Origin of the sequence: Tsukamurella paurometabola (assembly GCF_900631615.1) — a bacterium.
In the GTDB taxonomy this organism is placed as follows: Bacteria; Actinomycetota; Actinomycetes; order Mycobacteriales; family Mycobacteriaceae; genus Tsukamurella; species Tsukamurella paurometabola_A.
The window spans coordinates 3,620,931-3,640,945 of record NZ_LR131273.1; the positions used below are offsets into that span (position 1 = coordinate 3,620,931).

A 20,015-nucleotide genomic window follows, 5' to 3' on the forward strand; every position below is an offset into this window, starting at 1 on the left:
TTCCACCGTGCGTGTTGCACAGTCATGGCTCACCGAGATCCTCCGCCGCGACACCCCCGACTGGGGTGTCACGGCCGACGAGCTGGACGCCGGGTTCGTGCGCGTCGGCTTCGAGGTCGAGGAGGTCGACTCGCTCGACACCGTGACCGGCCCGCTGAAGATCGGCCGCGTCGCGCACATCGAGGAACTCACGAACTTCCGCAAGCCCATCCGGTTCTGCCAGGTGGACGTCGGCGAGGCCGAGCCGCGGGGCATCGTCTGCGGCGCCCGGAACTTCGCCGAGGGCGACCTCATCGTCGCCGCCCTGCCCGGCGCCGTGCTGCCCGGTGGTTTCGAGATCGCGTCCCGCAAGACCTACGACCACGTCTCCGACGGGATGATCTGCTCGGTGTCGGAACTCGGGCTGGGCAACGACCACTCGGGGATCCTCGTGCTGCCGGCGGGGACCGCGGAGCCCGGCGACGACGCGAAGCCGGTGCTCGGGATGGACGACACCGTCATCGAACTCAACGTGACCCCCGACCGCGGCTACGCCTTCTCGGTACGCGGCCTCGCCCGCGAGCTCGCCTGCGGCTACGACCTGCCGTTCACCGACATCACGACCCCGTCGCCCGCGCTGGGCTCGGGTGCCGGCGGGGTGGACGTCACGGTCGAGCCCGAGTCGGGCTGCACCCGGTTCACCGCTCTGCGCGTCGAGGGCATCGACCCGAAGGCGGTCAGCCCGTGGTGGCTGCAGCGCCGCCTGCTCACCTCCGGCGTGCGACCGATCAGCCCGGCGGTCGACGTGACGAACTACCTCATGCTGCTCAGCGGCCAGCCCCTGCACGCGTTCGACGCCGACACGGTGCGGGGCGGCCTCGTCGTCCGCGCCGCGCGTGCCGGCGAGACCCTGGAGACGCTCGATCACGTGGTGCGGAAGCTCGATCCGGAGGACGCGGTCATCGTCGACGACTCCGGCCCCGTGTCGCTCGCGGGTGTGATGGGCGGCGCGACGACCGAGGTCGGCGACGAGACGGTCAACGTGATCCTCGAGGGCGCCGTGTGGAACCCGGTCAAGGTGTTCCGCACCGGCAAGCGGCACAAGCTCAGTTCGGACGCGGCCAAGCGGTACGAGCGCACCGTCGACCCCGCCATCTCGGTGTGGACCGTCCGGGAGGCGGCCCGCCTGCTCACCGAGATCGCGGGCGGCACCGTCGTGGGCGACCTCACGGATCTGGGCGGATACGAGGAGCGCCCGCAGGTGACGATCGCGGCGGACCGTCCGGACCGAGTCGCCGGAATCACCTACGCCGCGGGCACCACGGTGCGCCGCCTCACCCAGATCGGCTGTGCCGTGCAGGGGGAGAGCAGCCTGACCGTGACCCCGCCGACGTGGCGCCCCGACCTGACCATGGTCGCCGACCTGGTCGAGGAGGTGCTCCGCCTCGAGGGGCTGGAGCAGATCCCGCCGGTGCTGCCCGCCGCGCCGGGCGGTCGGGGCCTCAGCGCCCGGCAGCGCCGGCGCCGCACGGTGAGCCGCTCGCTCGCGCACACCGGCCACGTCGAGGTGCTCACCAGCCCGTTCCTGCCCGCCGGCGTCTTCGACACCTGGGGCCTGGAGGCCGACGACCCGCGTCGCAACACCACGACGGTGCTCAACCCGCTGGAGGTCGACCGCCCGTCGCTCGCGACCACGCTGCTCCCCGGCCTGCTGGAGATCCTGGCGCGCAACGTCTCCCGCGGGCAGCGCGACCTCGCGCTGTACACGATCGCGCAGGTGGTGCTTCCATCGGAGGCCACGGCCGCGGTCGACCCGATCCCCGTCGACCGGCGCCCCACCGCTGAGCAGATCGAGGAGCTCAACGCGTCGCTGCCGAGCCAGCCGGAGCACATCGCTCTCGTGTTCGCCGGGCGGCGCACCCCCTCCGGCCCCTGGGGCGAGGGGCGGCCCGCCGACGCGACGGACGCCTTCGAGGCCGCGCGCGAGATCGGCCGGGCGAGCAACATCGAGCTCACGCTACGGGCGGCCCAGTTCGCGCCGTTCCATCCGGGCCGGTGTGCGGAGGTCCTCGCCGGTGACGTCGTGGTGGGCCACGCGGGCGAGCTGCACCCGGCCGTGCTCGAGCGTGCCGGGCTCCCGGCGCGGACCTGCGCCGTCGAGCTCGACCTCGACGCGATCCCGCTCGTCGAGAACCTGCCCGCGCCTGTGGTCTCGCCGTTCCCGGCGGTGCTGCAGGACGTGGCGGTCGTCGTCGACGCCGCGGTCCCCGCGGAAGCCGTCCGGGCCGCGCTGGCCGACGGAGCCGGGGAACTCCTCGAGGCGATCTCGCTGTTCGACGTCTTCACGGGCGCGCAGGTGGGCGAGGGCCGCAAGTCGATGGCCTTCTCGCTGCGCTTCCGCGCGGGCGATCGCACGCTGACCGAGGACGAGGCCTCCGCAGCTCGCGACGCCGCCGTGGCGAGGGCTTCAGAGACCGTCGGCGCCGTTCTCCGCTGACCCGGACGTGGAGCCGGCCCCGCCGACCGCTGTGCAGGTCGACGGGGCCGGAGTCGGTGGAGACGCCTAGCTGGTGTGATGCACCTCGGCGAGCTTGTAGACGGGGGTGTCGATGCCCTCGTACCGGGCCTTGAGCTGGAGCGCCAGGTAGAGCGAGTAGTGGCGTGACTGGTGCAGGTTGCCGCCCATCATCCACAGGCCGGGCACCTGCGTGGGCTTCCACATGTTCCGCTGCTCGCCCTCCCACGGGCCGGGGTCCTTGGTGGTGTCGGAACCGAGGCCCCAGCACTTGCCGAGGCGATCGGCGGTCTCCTGGCCCATGAGGTCCGCGGCCCAGCCGTTCATCGAGCCGTAGCCGGTGGCGTACACGACGAGGTCGGCGGGCAACTCCTTCCCGTCCTTGAGGACGACGCTGTTCTCGGACAGGTGGTCGACCTGCCCCTTGGCCAGCTTGATCGACCCGTCGATGATGAGGCCGGCGGCGCCGACGTCGATGTAGTAGCCCGAGCCGCGGCGCAGGTACTTCATGAACAGGCCCGAATCGTCGTCGCCGAAGTCCAGCTCGTACCCGGCGTCCTCGAGGCCGCGGTAGAAGTCGGCGTCGATCTCGCGCACCTTGTCGTAGATCGGCTTCTGGAACTCGTTCATGATCCGGTACGGGAGCGAGGCGAAGATCATGTCCGCCTTGTCGGTGGTCACTCCGTTCGCGAGCGCGCGCTCGCTGTACAGGTCGCCCAGGCCGTGCTCCATGAGCGACTCGGACTTGATGATGTGGGTGGAGCTGCGCTGCACCATGGTCACCTCGGCGCCGGCCTCGATGAGGGCCTTGCTGATGTCGAGGGCCGAGTTGTTCGCGCCGATCACCACGACCCTCTTGCCCGCGTAGGCGTCGGGTCCCGGGTGCTTGCTGGAGTGGTGCTGCTCGCCCTGGAAGACGTCCATGCCGGGGAAGTCGGGGATGTTCGGTTTGCCTGACATGCCCGTCGCGAGGACGAGTTGCTTGGGGTGCAGCGTCAGCCGCTCGCCGTCCTTGTTCACCTCGACGGTCCACTCGCCCTTGGCCTCGTCGTAGGACGCGGACAGCGCCTCGGTGCGCGACCAGTAGGGCACCTCCATCACGCGGGTGTACATCTCCAGCCAGTCGCCGATCTTGTCCTTCGGGGCGAAGACGGGCCAGTTGGCGGGGAAGGGCAGGTACGGCAGGTGGTCGTACCAGACGGGGTCGTGCAGGCACAGCGACTTGTAGCGGCCGCGCCACTGATCGCCCGGGCGGTCGTACTTGTCGACGACCAGCGCCGGCACGCCGAGCTGCCGCAGGCGCGCGCCGAGCGCGATGCCGCCCTGACCACCGCCGATGACGAGCGTGTCGGGCTGGATCGAGCGCCCGAGTTCGGCCTCCTCCTGTTCGCGGCGCTCGGCCCAGGTCGGCGCGACGTTGTGCGCGCCGTGCACCGCGCCCATGGGCCGGTTGGGGCCGAAGGACTCCTCGTGGCCCTTGAGCTCGCGCAGCGTGGTCAGGAGTGTCCAGGCCCGGTCGACGCCGTCCTCACCCCGGCGGATGCGCACGTGCCCCTTGCCGCGACCGACGCCGGTCTCGAAGCCGATGAAGGCCTCGGCGACCTCGTCGCCCGACGCGGGGTCGGTGGTCGCGAAGCCGCTCGGAGCCGTGCCGTCGAGGCGCGCGGTGAGCATCGCGGCGATCTGGTCGCGGCCCTCGCTGGTGTGCAGGTTCCAGGTGAACGACACCAGATCACGCCAGAAGCCGCCGGGCTCGAACAACTCCGACGCCGCGGCGACGTCACGCGCGACGAGCGCCGCCTCGAACTGCGCGAGCCAGGCGTCCACTCGCTCCTGGGGGCCGGTGGCGACGTCCTGTGCCGATTCCGCGATCGCGGTCATGTCCTACTCCTTCACGTTCGGTGATGCTGCGCTGTGGTGTGAATCACACGCCTCGTGTGACGGGGGTTACAAGGGTTGCGTCCCGTTGCACCGTTCTGGGCGAACGCGCCTGCTGCGACGAGCGGCGATGCAGAATCGAGGGGTGGCACACGCAGTCGAGCCGGCCGTGGCGCACGGAGAGGACCCCCGGACCTACGCGCGTCTGCTGGCCGAGGTGTACGACGCGACGATGGCCGGGGAGCGACCGCCCGCGCGTCCGCGCGAGGTGATCGGCGACTCCTGGGAACGCGTGATCGCCGCAGGCCTGCGGCCCGATTCGGGTGCCGGCCCCGCGATCCACTCCGCCGACCTGTCCCGGCTGCGCCGCGAATCCGGACTGATGGGGCTCATCGACGACTTCACCGCGGGTCTCGCCCCGATCACGGACGCCGGTTCGAGCATCATGGTGGTCTCGGACGCCGAGGGACGCCTGCTGTGGCGCAGCGGCTCCACCCGGGTGCTCCGCGAGGCCGACCGGCTCGGCTTCGTCGAGGGGGCCGCCTGGTCGGAGAACGATGTGGGCACCAACGCGATCGGCACCGCGCTGGCGTCCCGCGCCGCCGTGCAGACCTTCTCGGCCGAGCACTTCGCCCGCAACCAGCACCCGTGGACGTGCTCCGCCGCGCCCGTCCGGGATCGCCGCACCGGTCGGGTCCTCGGCGTCGTCGATGTCAGCGGCCCCGCCTCCACCGTGCACCCCACCACGCTCGCGTTGGTCGCCGCCGTCGCCGGCCTCGCCGAGGCGACGCTGCGCGAGGCGCACCTCGCCGGCCTCGACCAACTGCGCACCGTGGCCGCTCCGCTGCTCGCGGGCCTCGCCGGGCCGGGCCTCGTCGTCGACTCCCACGGCTGGGTCGCGGCCGTCGGGCAGCTCGCGCCGTGCACGCGCGTGACCCTCCCGAACGTCGTGGATTCGGCGCATCTGTGGCTCCCGGAGCTGGGGCAGTGCACCGTCGAGCCGTTGCCCGGAGGATGGCTGCTGCGCCCCGTCGCCGAAGAGCCCCGCGACGGGGCCACCCGAGTGACACTCGATCTGCGCGCGGGCCGGACCCCGTCGGTGACCGTCGCCGGGGCGACCGGGGAGTGGCGTCACCAGCTGACGCCCCGGCACGCGCAGATCCTCGAGCTCCTGGCCGACGGGCGCGGGCACACCGCTGCGCAGGTCGCGGAGGCGCTGTTCGGGGACGCCGCGCGGGTGGTCACCGTCCGCGCCGAGATCTCGCGGCTGCGCCGCGTGCTCTCCGGGTTGATCGCCGCACAGCCGTACCGCTTCGCCGACGCCGCGGTGGTCGAGACCCTCCGCTGACCGTCGCACGGACGCAACCCCGCGCAACCTTTGCCGCGTGTGTCCCGGGTCACATAAAACCGGGGTGACGACGCCGACGAAGGGACGCACGATGGCACGCATAGCACTGGTGACGGGAGCGGGACGAGGGATCGGCGCGGGGATCGCGCGGCGACTCGCCGCGGACGGCCTCGACCTGGCGCTGGTCGACCTCACCGCCGACGGCGTCGAAGCCGTTGCCGAGGAGATCCGGGCGACGGGCCGCCGCGCGGTCGCGTTCACCGCCGACGTGTCCGACCGTGACGCGGTCTTCGCGGCGGTCGCGGCCACCGTCGAGGCATTGGGCGGGCTCGACGTGATGATCAACAACGCCGGCGTGGCGCTGGTCGGACCCGTCGCGGACGTGACACCCGACGAACTGCGCCGCCTGTTCTCCATCAACGTCGACGGCGTGCTCTGGGGCATCCAGGCCGCCGCGGCGTCCTTCATCGACCGGGGCGTGCGCGGCAAGATCGTCAACGCCGCGTCGATCGCCGGTCATGAGGGCTTCGCCATGCTCGGCGCGTACAGCGCCACCAAGTTCGCGGTGCGCGGCTTCACCCAGGCCGCCGCGAAGGAGTACGCGACGCACGGCATCACCGTCAACGCCTACTGCCCGGGCGTGGTGGGCACCGACATGTGGGTCGAGATCGACCAGCGGTTCGCCGACCTCACGGGCGCCGCGGTGGGGGAGACGTACGAGAAGTTCGTGGGCGGCATCGCGTTGGGCCGCGCCCAGACGCCGGAGGACGTGGCGGCGTTCGTCTCGCATCTCGCGAGCCCCGACTCCGATTACATGACGGGGCAGGCCGTGCTCATCGACGGCGGCCTGGTCTACCGCTGACATCGTGGGGAAGGGGACGACGGTGACGGAACCGGCGATGTCGGCGGGGGAGGACCCGCGCCGTTACGCGCGGCTGCTGTCCGAGGTGTACGACGCGACCATGAGCGGGTCCCGCCCGCCGGCACGGCCGCGGGGCGTGATCGACGATTCCTGGCGGCGCGTGCGCGCCGCCGGGCTCGCCCCCGACACCGATCCCGGGCCGGCGCTCGGCTGGGTGGACGTCGAGCTGAGTCGCCAGGAGTCGGGTCTCGGACCCGTGCTCGAGGAACTCACCGCGGGCCTCGCCCCGCTCACCGCCGACGGTGACAACATCCTCGTGGTCGCCGACAGGTTCGGGCGCGTCCTGTGGCGTTCCGGCTCGACGCGCGTCCTCGCGCACGCGGACCGGCTGGGCTTCGTCGAGGGCGCGGGCTGGGCCGAGGACCAGGTGGGCACCAATGCCATCGGCACGGCCATCGCCTCGCGGACGCCCGTGCAGATCTTCTCCGCCGAGCACTTCGCCCGCAGCCACCATTCCTGGACGTGCGCCGGCGCCCCGATCCGCGACGTGCACACCGGCCACATCCTCGGCGTCGTCGACGTCTCCGGGCCCGCGGCGACCGTGCACGCGACGACCCTCGCGCTGGTGTCCACCGTCGCCAAGCTCGCCGAATCGCGGCTGCGCGAGGCGCACCTCGCGGGGCTCGAACGGCTGCGGTCGGTCGCGGCGCCCATGCTCGCGGGGCTGGGCCGCCCGGGCCTCGCCGTCGACACCAACGGCTGGGTGGCGGCGGTCGGTGACCTTCCCCCGCGCTCGCGGGTCGCCCTGCCCGCACACCTGACCGGGCCGTCGGTCCGGCTCCCCGACCTCGGGCTGTGCACCGTCGACCCCCTTCCCGGTGGCTGGTTGCTGCAGCCCGACCCCGGCGACGGCCCCGACACCGCCACGCGGATCACCGTCGACCTCCGACCGGGGCGTGCGCCGGAGGTCGCGGTCGCGGGCGGCGGCGGAGGCTGGCGGTATCAGCCCTCGCGGCGGCACGCACAGATCCTCGAGCTCCTCGCCGACGGTGCAGGCCGTACCGCGGCCCAGCTCGCCGACGCGCTGTTCGGCGATCCGGGCCGGGTGGTCACGGTGCGGGCGGAGATATCGCGGCTGCGGCGGGTGCTGTCGGGCGTGATCGCCGCCCAGCCCTACCGCTTCGCGGACGGCGTGTCGGTCGAGTTGCTGCGCTGACCGGCCCCGGCCTCTAGCGTGGAGTCCGTGACCGAGCCGCAGATCTTTCCCGAGGACTGGACCACGGCGCTCGTCCTGGTGGCGCACCCGGACGACCCCGAATACGGCATGGCGGCGGCCGTCGCCCGCTGGACCTCCCAGGGGAAGACCGTGGCGTACGGCCTCGCGACCTCCGGTGAGGCGGGCATCGAGGGCATGTCGCCGGGCACCGCGGGGCCCGTGCGCGAGGAGGAGCAACGACGGTCCGCGGCCGTCGTCGGCGTCGACGAGGTGCGGTTCTGGGGCTATCCCGACTCGCGGGTGACGAACACACCCGAGCTGCGGGACTCGATCCGCAAGGCCATCGCCCGGTACGACCCCGACATCGTGATCACCCTGTGGGGCGGCCCCGAGTGGGCGCCCGGCGCCCCGAACCAGAGCGACCACATGGAGTTCACCCGGGCGGTCGCCGAGGCCGCCGCGGCGGCGGGTGTCACCGCGTACCAGACCGCGCCGGAGCCGACGTACATCGTCGACGTCACCGGCTTCACCGAGCGTGCCGTGGAATCGCTGGCGGAACACCGCCAGTACCTGTCGGTGCTGGACCCGGTCACGCCCGTCATCGAGCAGGCCCGCGAACAGGTGGCCTCCGCGTGCCTGCCGCGCGGCGAATTCCGGCACACCGTGGGCTTTCGCGACCTCCCGTAGCGGATCGAACTCCGCGCGGGGCGCCCGTGCCGCGCAGGGACGGCGTGGTTCGTGGTCGCGGGGACGGTCGAGGTCCTCTCGCAATGGATCGCCGGGACGGTGGAGATGAGCGAGGCCCAGGTCCTGGCGCTGGTCTCGGACATCCCGACGCGGCTCAGCGTGGGGCCCACGGGCGGCTGAGGGCCGGTCGGTCAGCCCAGGTGGAAGGCTTGGGTGATGTGGTTGCCGCGCCGGTGATCGCCCACCAGGCTGGGCCGGCCGCGTCCCATCTTGACCAGCATGGCACGGTTCTCCACGCGCGGCGCGAAGCCGTCGAGGACGCGGTTGACGCGGCCGCGCAGACCGCGCTCGCGGCGGGGCAGCGACAGCGGCTGCGTGAGGGCGTCGGGGTTCGAAGTCGGAAGGTCGTTGCGCATGTCGAGTCTTTCGGGTGCCGGGTTCGGTTCGTTACCGGTACCCAGGGTGCCCAGCGCGCCTGGTCATCGGCTGGCGGGAAGCTGAGGGATTCCGGTCAGGCGGGTGTCGCGTGACACACGCCCTCCAGGACGACGCCGTCCGGGCCGGTCCGGAACGTGGCGTAGCAGGGGCGGGGTATTCGGGGCTCCGGTACCCGGGCGCCCCAGCGGCATCGCTGCACGGCGCGCCGTTGCGCCACCCGAAGTGAATAGGCTTGCATGATGGTGCATAATCATCGCATGACTGTTTCCGTGGCGATCGCGGGCGCGAGCGGTTACGCCGGGGGAGAGATCCTCCGGCTGCTGCTCGGCCACCCGCAGTACCTGGCCGGTGAGCTCACGATCGGCGCGCTCACCGCCGGCGGTAACGCCGGCAGCACCCTCTTCGAGCACCACCCGCACCTGCTGCCGCTCGCCGACCGCGTCCTGCAGGAGACCACCCCGGACACGCTGCGCGGACACGACGTCGTCTTCCTCGGCCTGCCGCATGGCAAGTCCGCCGAGATCGCCGAGGCGCTGCCTCCGTCGACGCTCATCATCGACTGCGGCGCGGACTACCGGCTCAAGGACGCCGCGGAGTGGGAGCACTACTACGGCAGCGCGCACGCCGGCACCTGGCCCTACGGACTGCCCGAACTCCCGGGCAACCGGGACGTGCTCGCGGGCGCGTCCCGCATCGCCGTTCCGGGCTGCTACCCGACGGTGTCGACCCTCGCCCTCCTGCCCGCCGTCGCGGCGGGCATCGTCGGTCCGGAGGTGACGGTCGTCGCGGTGAGCGGGACGTCGGGCGCCGGGAAGTCCCTCCGGACCGACCTGCTGGCGTCCGAGGCCATCGGGTCGGCGCGGGCCTACGGCGTGACCACGCACCGGCACACCCCGGAGATCACGCAGAACCTCTCGGCGGTCGCGAATTCGCCCGTCACCGTGTCGTTCACTCCGGTGCTCGTCCCGATGGCGCGGGGCATCCTCGCCACCGTCTCCGCCGCGACGACGGCGACGGCCGCGCAGGCCCGGGAGGTCTACGCGACGGCGTACGCCGACGAGCCCTTCGTGCACCTGCTCCCCGAAGGCCTGCAGCCGCAGACCAAGTCGGTGCTCGGTAGCAACGCGGTGCAGGTCCAGGTGGCGGTCGATGAGCGCGCCGGACGCCTCATCGCCACCGCCGCCATCGACAACCTCACCAAGGGCACCGGCGGCGCCGCCGTCCAGTCCATGAACCTCGCGCTCGGCTGGCCCGAGACCGCCGGCCTGTCCACCGTAGGAGTCGCACCGTGACCTTCAAACTCGTTCGGAACCAGGGCGTCACCGCGCCCCTGGGGTTCAAGGCCGCGGGCATCGCCGCCGGCATCAAGGTGTCGGGCAAGCCCGACCTCGCCCTGGTCTTCAACGAGGGGCCGCACTACGCCGCCGCGGGCGTCTTCACCCGCAACAAGGTCAAGGCCGCCCCGGTGCTCTGGAGCGAGCAGGTGATCAAGGACGGCCACCTGCGGGCGGTGATCCTCAACTCGGGCGGCGCGAACGCCTGCACCGGCCCCGGCGGCTTCCAGGACACCCACGCCACGGCCGAGAAGGTCGCGGAGACGCTGAGCCACTGGGGGACCGAGACCGGCGCCGGCGAGGTCGCCGTGTGCTCCACCGGACTCATCGGCGATCGCCTGCCGATGGACAAGGTGCTCGCCGGGGTCACCGAGATCGTGCACGAGATGGGCGGCGGCCTCACCGGCGGCACCGATGCCGCGCACGCCATCATGACGACGGACACCGTGCCCAAGGAGGCCGCGCTGCACCACGCCGACGGCTGGAACGTCGGGGGGATGGCGAAGGGCGCCGGGATGATGGCGCCCTCGCTCGCGACCATGCTCGTGGTACTCACGACCGACGTCCACGCCACCCCGGAACAACTGGACGAGGCGCTGCGGTTCGCCACGGCCTACACCTTCGACCGGCTCGACGTGGACGGCGCCACCTCGACCAACGACACCGTGCTCCTGCTGAGCAGCGGCGCGAGCGAGAAGACCTGCACGCAGGAGGAACTGAACGCGGCCGTGCGCGAGGTCTGCGACGACCTCGCCGCCCAGCTGCAGGGCGACGCCGAGGGGGTCACCAAGCGGATCCTCATCACCGTGACCGGCGCGGTCTCCGAGGAGGAGGCCCTGATCGGCGCCCGCGCCATCGCCCGCGACAGCCTGGTCAAGACCGCGCTGTTCGGCAGCGACCCCAACTGGGGCCGCGTCATGGCGGCGATCGGGATCGCCCCGATCGAGCTGATCCACGACAAGCTCACCGTGTCCTTCAACGGGCAGCCCATCGCCGAGAACGGCTGCGGCGTACCGGGAGCGCGCGACGTGGACCTCTCCGGACCGGAGATCACGGTCACCGTCGACCTGGGCCTCGGGCGCGGTACGGCGACGATCCGCACCACGGACCTCTCGCACGCCTACGTCGAAGAGAACTCGGCGTACTCCTCATGAGCGCACCGGATCAGGCACCGCAGCTCACGCCGCTCGACAAGGCCGGCGTACTCGCCGAGGCACTGCCCTGGCTCCTGGACTTCCACGGGAAGACGGTGGTGGTCAAGTACGGCGGCAACGCCATGATCGACGACGAGCTCAAGCGCTCCTTCGCGCAGGACATGGTCTTCCTGCGGACCTGCGGTCTGCACCCCGTCGTGGTGCACGGCGGCGGCCCGCAGATCAACGCCATGCTGAAGCGGCTCGGTATGGAGGGCGAGTTCCGCGGCGGCTTCCGGGTGACGACGCCCGAGGTCATGGACGTCGTGCGCATGGTGCTGTTCGGGCAGGTCGGGCGTGAGCTCGTGGGCCTGATCAACTCGTACGGTCCCTTCGCGGTCGGGATGTCGGGCGAGGACGCGCATCTGTTCACCGCGACGCGGCGGCAGGTCGTGGTCGACGGTGCGCCCACCGACATCGGTCTCGTCGGCGACGTGACCGCGGTGAGCCCGGAGGCGGTCAACGACCTCATCGCGGCCGGCAGGATCCCTGTCATCTCGACGATCGCGCCGGACGCCGACGGGGTGGTGCACAACATCAACGCCGATACCGCCGCCGCCGCGCTGGCGGAGGCGCTGGGCGCCGAGAAGCTGGTGGTGCTCACCGATGTCGAGGGCCTGTACACGAACTGGCCGGATCGCTCGTCGCTCACGTCCGAGATCGATACGGACGCGCTGACCGCGTTGCTGCCGAGCCTGGACTCCGGCATGGTCCCGAAGATGGAGGCGTGTCTGCGAGCCGTGCACGGGGGCGTTCCCACCGCGCACGTCATCGACGGGCGGGTGCCGCACTCCGTGCTCCTCGAACTGTTCACGAGCAGGGGCATCGGCACGATGGTGACCCCGCCGAAACCTTCTTCATAGACTGGGATCCGACACACATGACGAACGAATCGATGCAGTCGCGGTGGAACGCCGCCGTGATGGACACCTACGGCACGCCTCCCATCGCGCTGGCGAAAGGTCGCGGCGCCGCGGTGACCGACGCCGACGGCAAGGAGTACGTCGATCTGCTCGGCGGCATCGCCGTCAACGCGCTCGGCCACGCCCACCCGAAGATCATCGAGGCGGTGACGCACCAGGTCTCGACCCTGGGGCACGTCTCGAACCTGTACATCAGCGAGCCCGTCGTGCGCCTCGCCGAGCGGCTCACCGAGGCCGTCGGCGTCCCCGGAACGCGGGTCTTCTTCAGCAATTCGGGCGCCGAGGCCAACGAGGCAGCCATCAAGATCGGACGGCGCACCGGCCGCACGCGGATGGTCGCCGCCGAGGGCGCCTTCCACGGCCGCACCATGGGCTCGCTCGCGCTGACCGGTCAGCCCGCCAAGCGGGAACCCTTCGCGCCCCTCATCGAATCGGTCACCCACGTGCCCTACGGCGACGGTGCCGCCCTCCGTGCCGCCGCGGAGGGAGCCGCCGCGATCTTCCTGGAGCCGATCATGGGGGAGGGCGGCGTCGTCGTCCCGCCCGCGGGCTACCTCGCTGAGGCCCGTGCCGCCGCGACCGAGGCCGGCGCGCTCCTCGTCCTCGACGAGGTGCAGACCGGGATCGCCCGCACCGGAACGCTCTTCGCGTACCAGCGGGCCGGCGTCACGCCCGACGTCTTCACCCTCGCCAAGGGACTCGGCGGCGGCCTGCCCATCGGCGCGACGGTCGCCGTCGGTGCCGCCGGCGAGCTGCTCACTCCCGGACAGCACGGCACCACCTTCGGCGGCAACCCCATCGCCGCGGCCGCCGCGAACGCCGTCCTCGACGTGATCGAGGCGGAGGGCCTGGCCGAGCGCGCCGACGCCCTCGGCAAGCACATCGCCGCGACGATCGAGGGATTCGGCCATCCGCTCGTCACCGGCGTCCGGGGCTCCGGCCTGCTCCTCGGGATCACCCTGTCCCGCGGCGTCGCCAAGGCGATCGAGACCGGCGCGCGCGACGCCGGGTTCCTGATCAACGCCGCCCAGCCCGACGTGGTCCGCCTGGCACCGCCCCTCGTCCTCACCGACGAGCAGGCCGACCGCTTCCTCACCGCGCTTCCCGCCCTGCTCGACTCAGCCCAGGAGACCCCATGACCCGCCACTTCCTCCGCGACGACGATCTCAGCCCGGCCGAACAGCGCGAGGTGCTCGCGCTCGCCGCGGAGCTGAAGGCGGCGCCGTTCTCGCGGCGCCCGCTGGAGGGCCCGAAGGGTGTTGCGGTGCTGTTCGACAAGAACTCCACGCGGACCCGGTTCAGCTTCGACGTCGGCATCGCGCAGCTCGGCGGCCATGCCGTCGTGGTGGACACCAAGTCCACCCAGATGGGCCGCGACGAGTCCCTCGCCGACACCGCCCGCGTGTTGTCGCGGTTCGTCGACGCCATCGTCTGGCGCACCTACGCCCAGGAGGGGCTCGAGGAACTCGCCCGGTACTCGACGGTGCCCGTCGTCAACGCACTCTCCGACGACTTCCACCCCTGCCAGATCCTCGCGGACCTGCAGACCATCGCGGAGCGCAAGGGCGCCGAGGGTACCGGGTCCGTCGCCGGCCTCAAGCTGACCTACCTCGGCGACGGCGCCAACAACATGGCCCACAGCTACATGCTGGGTTGCGTGACGGCCGGCATGGACGTGACCATCAGCGCGCCGTCCGGCTTCCAGCCGGACGAGCGATTCGTGGAGGCGGCGCGGGCGCGGGCGAAGGAGACCGGCGCGGAGGTCAGCATCATCTCCGACCCCGTCCTCGCCGTCGCGGGTGTCGACGTGGTGGTCACCGACACCTGGGTGTCGATGGGGCAGGAGGGCGACGGCGTCGACCGCAACGCGCCGTTCCGGCCGTACCAGATCAACGCCGAGCTGCTCGCCCACGCCGATCCGGCAGCGATCGTGCTGCACTGCCTGCCCGCGCACCGCGGCGACGAGATCACCGACGACGTGATCGACGGGCCGCAGTCCGCGGTGTTCGACGAGGCCGAGAACCGCTTGCACGCGCAGAAGGCGCTGCTCACCTGGCTGCTGGAGCGGTCGTGAGCGAGCAGCCGCTCGCCACCCGCGCCGGGCGGCAGGCGGCCATCGTCGAGATCCTGGCGAACCACCAGGTGCGCAGCCAGGCCGAGCTGCAGGCGCTGCTCGTCCAGGGCGGGTACGAGGCGACGCAGGCGACGATCTCGCGCGACCTCGACGAGCTCGGTGCGGTGAAGCTGCGCGGCGCCGACGGCGGCACCGGGGTGTATGTGGTGCCCGAGGACGGCTCGCCCGTCCGTGGGGTGTCCGGTGGCACCGAGCGGCTCTCCCGCCTGCTCGGTGAGCTGCTCGTCTCCACCGATCACAGCGGCAACATCTGTGTGCTGCGTACGCCGCCGGGCGCCGCCAACTTCCTCGCCAGCGCGCTCGACCGGTCGTCGCTGCCCGAGGTCGTCGGCACCGTCGCCGGTGACGACACCGTGCTCGTCATCGCCCGCGAGCCCCTGACCGGTAAAGACCTCGCCGAGCGCCTCGTGGCGCTCGCCTGAATCCGCACACTCACCACCAGATAGGCTTATCGACCATGTCCAAGGTCCTCTCCACCCTGCCCATCGGCGAGCGCGTCGGCATCGCCTTCTCCGGCGGCCTCGACACCTCCGTGGCCGTCGCGTGGATGCGCGACAAGGGCGCCGTGCCCTGCACCTACACCGCCAACATCGGCCAGCCGGACGAGCCGGACATCGACGCGGTCCCCGGCCGCGCCACGGAGTACGGCGCCGAGATCGCGCGCCTGGTGGACGTGCAGCCGCTGCTGGTGCAGGAGGGCATCGCCGCGCTGCAGACCGGCGCCTTCCACATCCGTTCCGGCGGCAAGACCTACTTCAACACCACCCCGATCGGCCGCGTCGTGACCGGCACCATGCTGGTGCGGGCCATGAAGGAGGACGGCGTCGAGATCTGGGGCGACGGCTCCACCTACAAGGGCAACGACATCGAGCGGTTCTACCGCTACGGCCTGATGGCGAACCCGAACCTGCGCATCTACAAGCCGTGGCTCGATTCGCAGTTCGTCACCGAACTCGGCGGTCGCAAGGAGATGAGCGAGTGGCTCGTCGCCCACGGCTTCCCGTACCGCGACTCCACCGAGAAGGCCTATTCGACGGACGCCAACATCTGGGGCGCCACGCATGAGGCGAAGGACCTGGAGTTCCTCAACACCGGCGTCGAGATCGTCGAGCCGATCATGGGTGTCGCGCCGTGGGACGAGTCCGTCGCGATCGCGACCGAGGACGTGACCGTGACCTACGAGGCCGGCGTCCCGGTCGCGATCAACGGCGTCGAGTACTCCGACCCGGTCGAGCTGGTGCGCGAGGCGAACCGCATCGGCGGCCGTCACGGCCTGGGCATCTCGGACCAGATCGAGAACCGCATCATCGAGGCCAAGTCGCGCGGCATCTACGAGGCGCCCGGCATGGCGCTGCTGCACGCCACCTACGAGCGCCTGGTGAACGCGATCCACAACGAGGACACCATCGCCACGTACCACAACGAGGGCCGCCGCCTGGGCCGACTGATGTACGAGGGCCGCTGGCTGGACCCGCAGTCGCTCATGCAGCGCGAGGCCATCATCCGCTGGGTCGCCTCCGCAGTCACCGGCTCCGTCACGCTGCGCCTGCGCCGCGGCGACGACTACTCGATCATCGACACCACCGGCCCCAACCTCTCGTACCACCCCGAGAAGCTCTCGATGGAGCGCGTGGGCGACGCCGCCTTCGGCCCGGACGAGCGCATCGGCCAGCTGACCATGCGCAACCTCGACATCGCGGACTCGCGCTCGCGGCTCGAGCAGTACGCGGCGCAGGGCATCGTCGCGGGTGAGACGGCCGCGCTGGTCGGGGAGCTCGAGCAGGGCGGCGCCGATGCCATCGTCGCGGGCGGGGAGAAGACCCCGTCGAACTTCGACGAGGTCGGCAACCACGCCGCGTTCGACCTCGGCACCGACTAGGAGATCCGTTGAGCGAGAACGCGGGTAACGCCGAGAAGCACGGCACCAACGAGGGCAGCCTCTGGGGCGGACGGTTCGCGTCGGGCCCGGCCGAGGCGATGGCCGCGCTGAGCAAGTCCACGCACTTCGACTGGGCGCTCGCCCCGTACGACGTGCGCGCGTCGCAGGCGCACGCCCGCGTACTGAACCGCGCGGGGCTGCTGTCCGACGCGGACCTCGAGGCCATGCTCGCGGCGTTGACCCGTCTCGGGGAGGACGTGGCGTCCGGGGCCTTCCAGCCGGCCGAGTCCGACGAGGACGTGCACGGCGCGCTGGAGCGCGGTCTCATCGAGCGCGCCGGGCCCGAGATCGGCGGCCGACTGCGCGCGGGCCGGTCGCGGAACGACCAGGTGGCCACCCTCTTCCGGATGTGGCTGCGCGACGCGGTGCGGCTCGTGGCCGTCGGCGTGCTCGACGTGGTGGACGCCTTCGTCGCGCAGGCGCAGGCGAACCCGGACGTGATCCTGCCGGGCAAGACGCACCTGCAGGCAGCGCAGCCGATCCTCCTGTCGCACCACCTGCTCGCCTACACGCACCCGCTGCTGCGCGACGTGCAGCGGCTGCAGGACCTGGACAATCGGATCGCGGTCTCGCCGTACGGGTCCGGCGCGCTCGCCGGATCGTCGCTGGGGCTCGACCCCGACGCCATCGCCGCCGATCTAGGCTTCGAATCCGCGGCGGACAACAGCCTCGACGCCACGGCGTCGCGCGACTTCGCGGCGGAGGCCGCCTACGTGTTCGCGCAGATCGCCGTCGACCTGTCGCGCTGGTCCGAGGACGTGATCCTGTGGAGCACGGCCGAGTTCGGCTACGTGACCCTCGCGGACGCGTGGTCCACGGGCAGCTCGATCATGCCGCAGAAGAAGAACCCCGACGTCGCCGAGCTCTCCCGCGGCAAGGCCGGCCGGCTCATCGGCAACCTGTCGGGCCTGCTGGCGACGCTCAAGGCGCAGCCGCTCGCGTACAACCGCGACCTGCAGGAGGACAAGGAGCCGGTCTTCGACTCGGTGGAGCAACTGCGGCTGCTACTGCCCGCCGTCGCCGGGCTCACCGCGACGCTCACCTTCCACCCGGAGCGCATGGGCGCGCTGGCCCCGGCCGGCTTCACCCTCGCGACGGACGTCGCGGAGTGGATGGTGCGGCAGGGCGTGCCCTTCCGCGTCGCGCACGAGGCGGCGGGCGAGTGCGTCCGCGCGGCCGAGTCCCGTGGCGTCGGCCTCGACGGCCTCACCGACGAGGAGTTCGCCGCGATCCACCCCGCGCTCACCCCGCAGGTCCGCGAGGTGCTGACGGTGCGCGGCTCCGTCTCCTCCCGCAGCGCCCGCGGCGGCACCGCCCCGTCGGCCGTCGCCCGCCAGCTGGCCACCGTCACCGCCGCCGTCCCGCCCCTGCGCACCTGGGCCACCACCACCGCCTGACCTCGAATTGAACACCGTTTCTGACACGGAAACCGCAGGTCGTCGTGAACAGAAACGGTGTTCAATCGCAGGCGGGCGGATGCAGCGGGCCGGTGATGACCCGCTGCAGCGGGGGCGCGGCGAGGTCGACGACCGCATCGGCGCTGAGTGAGGCGAGTGGCTCGAAGCCGACCACGTAGCGGGAGACGAGCAGGCCGAAGACCTGCGCCACCACGAGGTTCGCACGCAGCAGGCCGTCGCCGGGGCCGTCGTCCATCCGGCCGATGAGCTCCGCCAGGGCGATCTCCAGCAGGAAACCGCGGACGATGGCGGGGTCGCCGTCGCCGCCGAGGTTCGTCCGGATCACGGCGACACCCACGTCGCGCAGGGGCCCGTCCCACATCGTCAGCAGGGCGCGCAGCAGAGCCCGGGCGGCGTCGTCGAGCGGCGCCTCCCGCAGGGGCGCCCGGACGACTTCGGGATCCACCGGGATCGCCAGCGCCGCGAGGTACAGCTGCTGCTTCGTGCCGAAGTAGTGGTGCACCAGAGCGGAATCCACGCCCGCGGCCTCGGCGACGGCGCGCACCGTCGTCCCCGCCATGCCGCCGCGGGCGAACGCGGTCCGCGCGGCGGCGAGGATCTCGGCCTTCGTATCGGGGCTACCGGTGCGCCGGCCGGGCCTGCGGGCGGGCCCGCTCACGCGACCTTGCGCGGCAGGGTGGCCGCGGCGAGCGCGAGCGCGGCGACGGCGAATCCGGCGACCACGGCGAGCGAGGTCCACATCGTGGAGGTGGGGGCGCCGTGGGCGCCCACTTCCTGCAGCGCGCGGACGGCGTAGGTCATCGGCAAGACGTCGGCGATGCCCTGCAACCAGCCCGGCATCGCGTCGTGCGGGACCAGCAGACCGCACAGGAAGATCTGCGGCACCACGACGATCGGCATGAACTGCACCGCCTGGAACTCGGTGCGGGCGAAGGCGCTGAACAGCAGGCCCAGGGCGACGCCGAGCCAGGCGTCGACGACGGCGATGAGCACCACCAGCCACACGCTGCCGGCCGTCTCCATGCCGAGCAGGTACGCCGCCACCGTGGTGGCGACCACGGCCTGCGCGGTCGCCGCGACCGAGAAGGCGACGGCGTAGCCGAGCAGCAGGTCGGCCTTGGCGAGCGGTGTGGTGAGTAACCGCTCGAGCGTGCCCGAGACGCGTTCGCGTTGCATGGCGATGGAGGTGACGATGAACATCAGCGCGAAGGGCAGGACGCCCAGCAGGACCAGCGCGATGCGGCTGAACAGCGCTGTGCCGCCGGGGGAGTCGCGGTAGAGGAAGTACATCAGGGTCAGCAGGGCGGTCGGCACCACCACGATCATGGCGATGGTGCGCGGGTCGGCGCGGAGCTGACGGAGCACGCGCAGCGTCGTCGCGCGGGTGATGCTCGGGTTCAGGACGGTGCTCATGCGGTCGCCTCCTGTTCGCGGACGAGCGCGAGGAAGGCGTCGTCCAGGGTGGGTGCACCGGTGCGGGTCAGGAGGTCCGACGGTGCGAGCTCGGCGACCAGGCGCCCCTCGCGCAGCAGGAGGAGCCGGGCGCAGTGCGCCGCCTCGTCCATGACGTGGCTCGAGACGAGGAGCGTGGTGCCGCCGGCGGCCATGGCGGTGAACCGCTCCCACAGCTCGGCGCGGAGCAGCGGGTCGAGGCCGACGGTCGGCTCGTCCAGGATGAGCAGTTCGGGGTGCGCGACGAGCGCGCAGGCGATGCTGACCCGCGACCGCTGGCCGCCCGAGAGGGCGTCGGCCCGGCGGTCGGCGAAGGCGCCCAGCCCGACGGCGTCGATCGCCTCCGCGGCATCCGCCGTCGCGGAGGCGCGCCGGGCGGGGTAGAGGGCGCCGAAGTACTCGACGTTCTGCGTCACGGTGAGATCGCCGTACACCGCGGGGGACTGCGTCGTGTACCCGACGCGGTCGCGCAGGTCGGGGCTCCCCGCCGGACGGCCGAGCACCGTCGCGGAGCCGGCGGTGATGCGCTGCGCGCCGACGATCACGCGCATCAGGGTGGTCTTGCCGGATCCCGAGGGGCCGAGGAGCCCGGTGATGGCGCCGGCGGGAATGTCGGCATCGAGGTGATCGAGGACGGTGGTGCCCGAGCGCACGACGGTGAGTCCGGACAGGTTTATCGCGCTGGTCATGGCGCCTCCA

19 protein-coding genes are annotated in these 20,015 nt (G+C 72.0%); 14 read left to right on the top strand and 5 right to left on the bottom strand.

What is annotated here, in order from left to right; all coding sequences use genetic code 11:
• The first annotated feature begins 7 nt into the window (after positions 1-7).
• Complete coding sequence (pheT, locus tag ELY19_RS18125) at positions 8-2,476, top strand: phenylalanine--tRNA ligase subunit beta (protein ID WP_126197469.1); 2,469 nt, start codon at positions 8-10, stop codon at positions 2,474-2,476.
• 66 nt (positions 2,477-2,542) lie between these two features.
• Here pheT and ELY19_RS18130 read toward each other — a convergent pair whose 3' ends face one another.
• Entirely contained in the window at positions 2,543-4,375 is a 1,833-nt protein-coding gene (locus ELY19_RS18130) for a flavin-containing monooxygenase (protein WP_126197470.1), read from the bottom strand.
• Positions 4,376-4,517: 142 nt separating this feature from the next.
• Here ELY19_RS18130 and ELY19_RS18135 point away from each other — a divergent pair, with 142 nt between their 5' ends.
• The 5 genes from ELY19_RS18135 to ELY19_RS24010 all read left to right on the top strand — a co-directional run bounded on the left by ELY19_RS18135 (position 4,518) and on the right by ELY19_RS24010 (position 8,665).
• The gene (locus tag ELY19_RS18135) at positions 4,518-5,720 is read left to right on the top strand and encodes a helix-turn-helix domain-containing protein (RefSeq protein WP_227966938.1); all 1,203 of its coding nucleotides are present in this window, start codon (positions 4,518-4,520) and stop codon (positions 5,718-5,720) included.
• Between the two features lie 91 nt (positions 5,721-5,811).
• Positions 5,812-6,582: an acetoin reductase gene (locus tag ELY19_RS18140; RefSeq protein ID WP_126197472.1), complete on the top strand. Its 771-nt coding sequence runs from the start codon at positions 5,812-5,814 to the stop codon at positions 6,580-6,582.
• A gap of 22 nt (positions 6,583-6,604) precedes the next feature.
• Positions 6,605-7,798, top strand: coding sequence for a GAF domain-containing protein (locus ELY19_RS18145; protein ID WP_227966940.1), 1,194 nt, complete (start codon positions 6,605-6,607; stop codon positions 7,796-7,798).
• Between the two features lie 27 nt (positions 7,799-7,825).
• Positions 7,826-8,485 (top strand): PIG-L deacetylase family protein, encoded by a 660-nt coding sequence (locus ELY19_RS18150; protein ID WP_164711645.1) that lies wholly within the window; start codon positions 7,826-7,828, stop codon positions 8,483-8,485.
• 51 nt (positions 8,486-8,536) lie between these two features.
• Positions 8,537-8,665 carry a hypothetical protein gene (locus ELY19_RS24010; protein ID WP_265582796.1) on the top strand — a complete coding sequence of 43 codons (129 nt, stop codon included), beginning with the start codon at positions 8,537-8,539 and terminating at the stop codon, positions 8,663-8,665.
• An 11-nt stretch (positions 8,666-8,676) separates the two neighbouring features.
• Here ELY19_RS24010 and ELY19_RS18155 read toward each other — a convergent pair whose 3' ends face one another.
• Positions 8,677-8,901 (bottom strand): hypothetical protein, encoded by a 225-nt coding sequence (locus ELY19_RS18155; protein WP_126197474.1) that lies wholly within the window; start codon positions 8,899-8,901, stop codon positions 8,677-8,679.
• Between the two features lie 279 nt (positions 8,902-9,180).
• On the opposite strand from ELY19_RS18155, the gene argC reads away from it, so the two are divergent.
• Genes argC through argH form a run of 8 tightly spaced genes read left to right on the top strand, consistent with a single transcriptional unit; the run spans position 9,181 to position 17,843 of the window.
• Positions 9,181-10,215, top strand: a complete 1,035-nt coding sequence (argC, locus tag ELY19_RS18160) for an N-acetyl-gamma-glutamyl-phosphate reductase (protein ID WP_126197475.1) — start codon at positions 9,181-9,183, stop codon at positions 10,213-10,215.
• On the top strand, positions 10,212-11,411 hold the full coding sequence (gene argJ / locus ELY19_RS18165; protein WP_126197476.1) for a bifunctional glutamate N-acetyltransferase/amino-acid acetyltransferase ArgJ: 1,200 nt from the start codon (positions 10,212-10,214) through the stop codon (positions 11,409-11,411). Before argC ends, argJ begins: the two co-directional genes overlap by 4 nt.
• On the top strand, positions 11,408-12,313 hold the full coding sequence (argB, locus tag ELY19_RS18170) for an acetylglutamate kinase (protein ID WP_126197477.1): 906 nt from the start codon (positions 11,408-11,410) through the stop codon (positions 12,311-12,313). The genes argJ and argB overlap by 4 nt, the downstream gene beginning before the upstream one ends.
• Before the next feature lie 17 nt (positions 12,314-12,330).
• Positions 12,331-13,512: an acetylornithine transaminase gene (locus ELY19_RS18175; RefSeq protein ID WP_126197478.1), complete on the top strand. Its 1,182-nt coding sequence runs from the start codon at positions 12,331-12,333 to the stop codon at positions 13,510-13,512.
• The gene (argF, locus tag ELY19_RS18180; protein WP_126197479.1) at positions 13,509-14,447 is read left to right on the top strand and encodes an ornithine carbamoyltransferase; all 939 of its coding nucleotides are present in this window, start codon (positions 13,509-13,511) and stop codon (positions 14,445-14,447) included. The genes ELY19_RS18175 and argF overlap by 4 nt, the downstream gene beginning before the upstream one ends.
• A complete protein-coding gene (locus tag ELY19_RS18185; protein ID WP_126198916.1) occupies positions 14,426-14,929 on the top strand; it encodes an arginine repressor in 504 nt (167 codons plus the stop codon). The genes argF and ELY19_RS18185 overlap by 22 nt, the downstream gene beginning before the upstream one ends.
• Before the next feature lie 35 nt (positions 14,930-14,964).
• Positions 14,965-16,386: an argininosuccinate synthase gene (argG, locus tag ELY19_RS18190; protein ID WP_126197480.1), complete on the top strand. Its 1,422-nt coding sequence runs from the start codon at positions 14,965-14,967 to the stop codon at positions 16,384-16,386.
• An 8-nt stretch (positions 16,387-16,394) separates the two neighbouring features.
• Positions 16,395-17,843, top strand: coding sequence for an argininosuccinate lyase (argH, locus tag ELY19_RS18195; protein WP_126197481.1), 1,449 nt, complete (start codon positions 16,395-16,397; stop codon positions 17,841-17,843).
• Positions 17,844-17,904: 61 nt separating this feature from the next.
• Here argH and ELY19_RS18200 read toward each other — a convergent pair whose 3' ends face one another.
• Genes ELY19_RS18200 through ELY19_RS18210 form a run of 3 tightly spaced genes read right to left on the bottom strand, consistent with a single transcriptional unit; the run spans position 17,905 to position 20,005 of the window.
• Positions 17,905-18,522, bottom strand: a complete 618-nt coding sequence (locus ELY19_RS18200) for a TetR/AcrR family transcriptional regulator (protein ID WP_126197482.1) — start codon at positions 18,520-18,522, stop codon at positions 17,905-17,907.
• The gene (locus ELY19_RS18205) at positions 18,519-19,277 is read right to left on the bottom strand and encodes an ABC transporter permease (protein WP_126197483.1); all 759 of its coding nucleotides are present in this window, start codon (positions 19,275-19,277) and stop codon (positions 18,519-18,521) included. Before ELY19_RS18205 ends, ELY19_RS18200 begins: the two co-directional genes overlap by 4 nt.
• On the bottom strand, positions 19,274-20,005 hold the full coding sequence (locus ELY19_RS18210; protein ID WP_126197484.1) for an ABC transporter ATP-binding protein: 732 nt from the start codon (positions 20,003-20,005) through the stop codon (positions 19,274-19,276). The genes ELY19_RS18205 and ELY19_RS18210 overlap by 4 nt, the downstream gene beginning before the upstream one ends.
• Positions 20,006-20,015 lie beyond the last annotated feature (10 nt).

Excerpts from the sequence above, each read along its gene's own strand:
- ELY19_RS18175 (WP_126197478.1), top strand. The coding sequence starts at position 12,331 with ATGACGAACGAATCGATGCAGTCGCGGTGGAACGCCGCCGTGATGGAC.
- argG (WP_126197480.1), top strand. The coding sequence starts at position 14,965 with ATGTCCAAGGTCCTCTCCACCCTGCCCATCGGCGAGCGCGTCGGCATC.
- ELY19_RS18140 (WP_126197472.1), top strand. The coding sequence starts at position 5,812 with ATGGCACGCATAGCACTGGTGACGGGAGCGGGACGAGGGATCGGCGCG.
- ELY19_RS18205 (WP_126197483.1), bottom strand. The coding sequence starts at position 19,277 with ATGAGCACCGTCCTGAACCCGAGCATCACCCGCGCGACGACGCTGCGC.
- ELY19_RS18130 (WP_126197470.1), bottom strand. The coding sequence starts at position 4,375 with ATGACCGCGATCGCGGAATCGGCACAGGACGTCGCCACCGGCCCCCAG.
- argC (WP_126197475.1), top strand. The coding sequence starts at position 9,181 with ATGACTGTTTCCGTGGCGATCGCGGGCGCGAGCGGTTACGCCGGGGGA.
- ELY19_RS18210 (WP_126197484.1), bottom strand. The coding sequence starts at position 20,005 with ATGACCAGCGCGATAAACCTGTCCGGACTCACCGTCGTGCGCTCGGGC.
- argB (WP_126197477.1), top strand. The coding sequence starts at position 11,408 with ATGAGCGCACCGGATCAGGCACCGCAGCTCACGCCGCTCGACAAGGCC.
- argF (WP_126197479.1), top strand. The coding sequence starts at position 13,509 with ATGACCCGCCACTTCCTCCGCGACGACGATCTCAGCCCGGCCGAACAG.
- ELY19_RS18155 (WP_126197474.1), bottom strand. The coding sequence starts at position 8,901 with ATGCGCAACGACCTTCCGACTTCGAACCCCGACGCCCTCACGCAGCCG.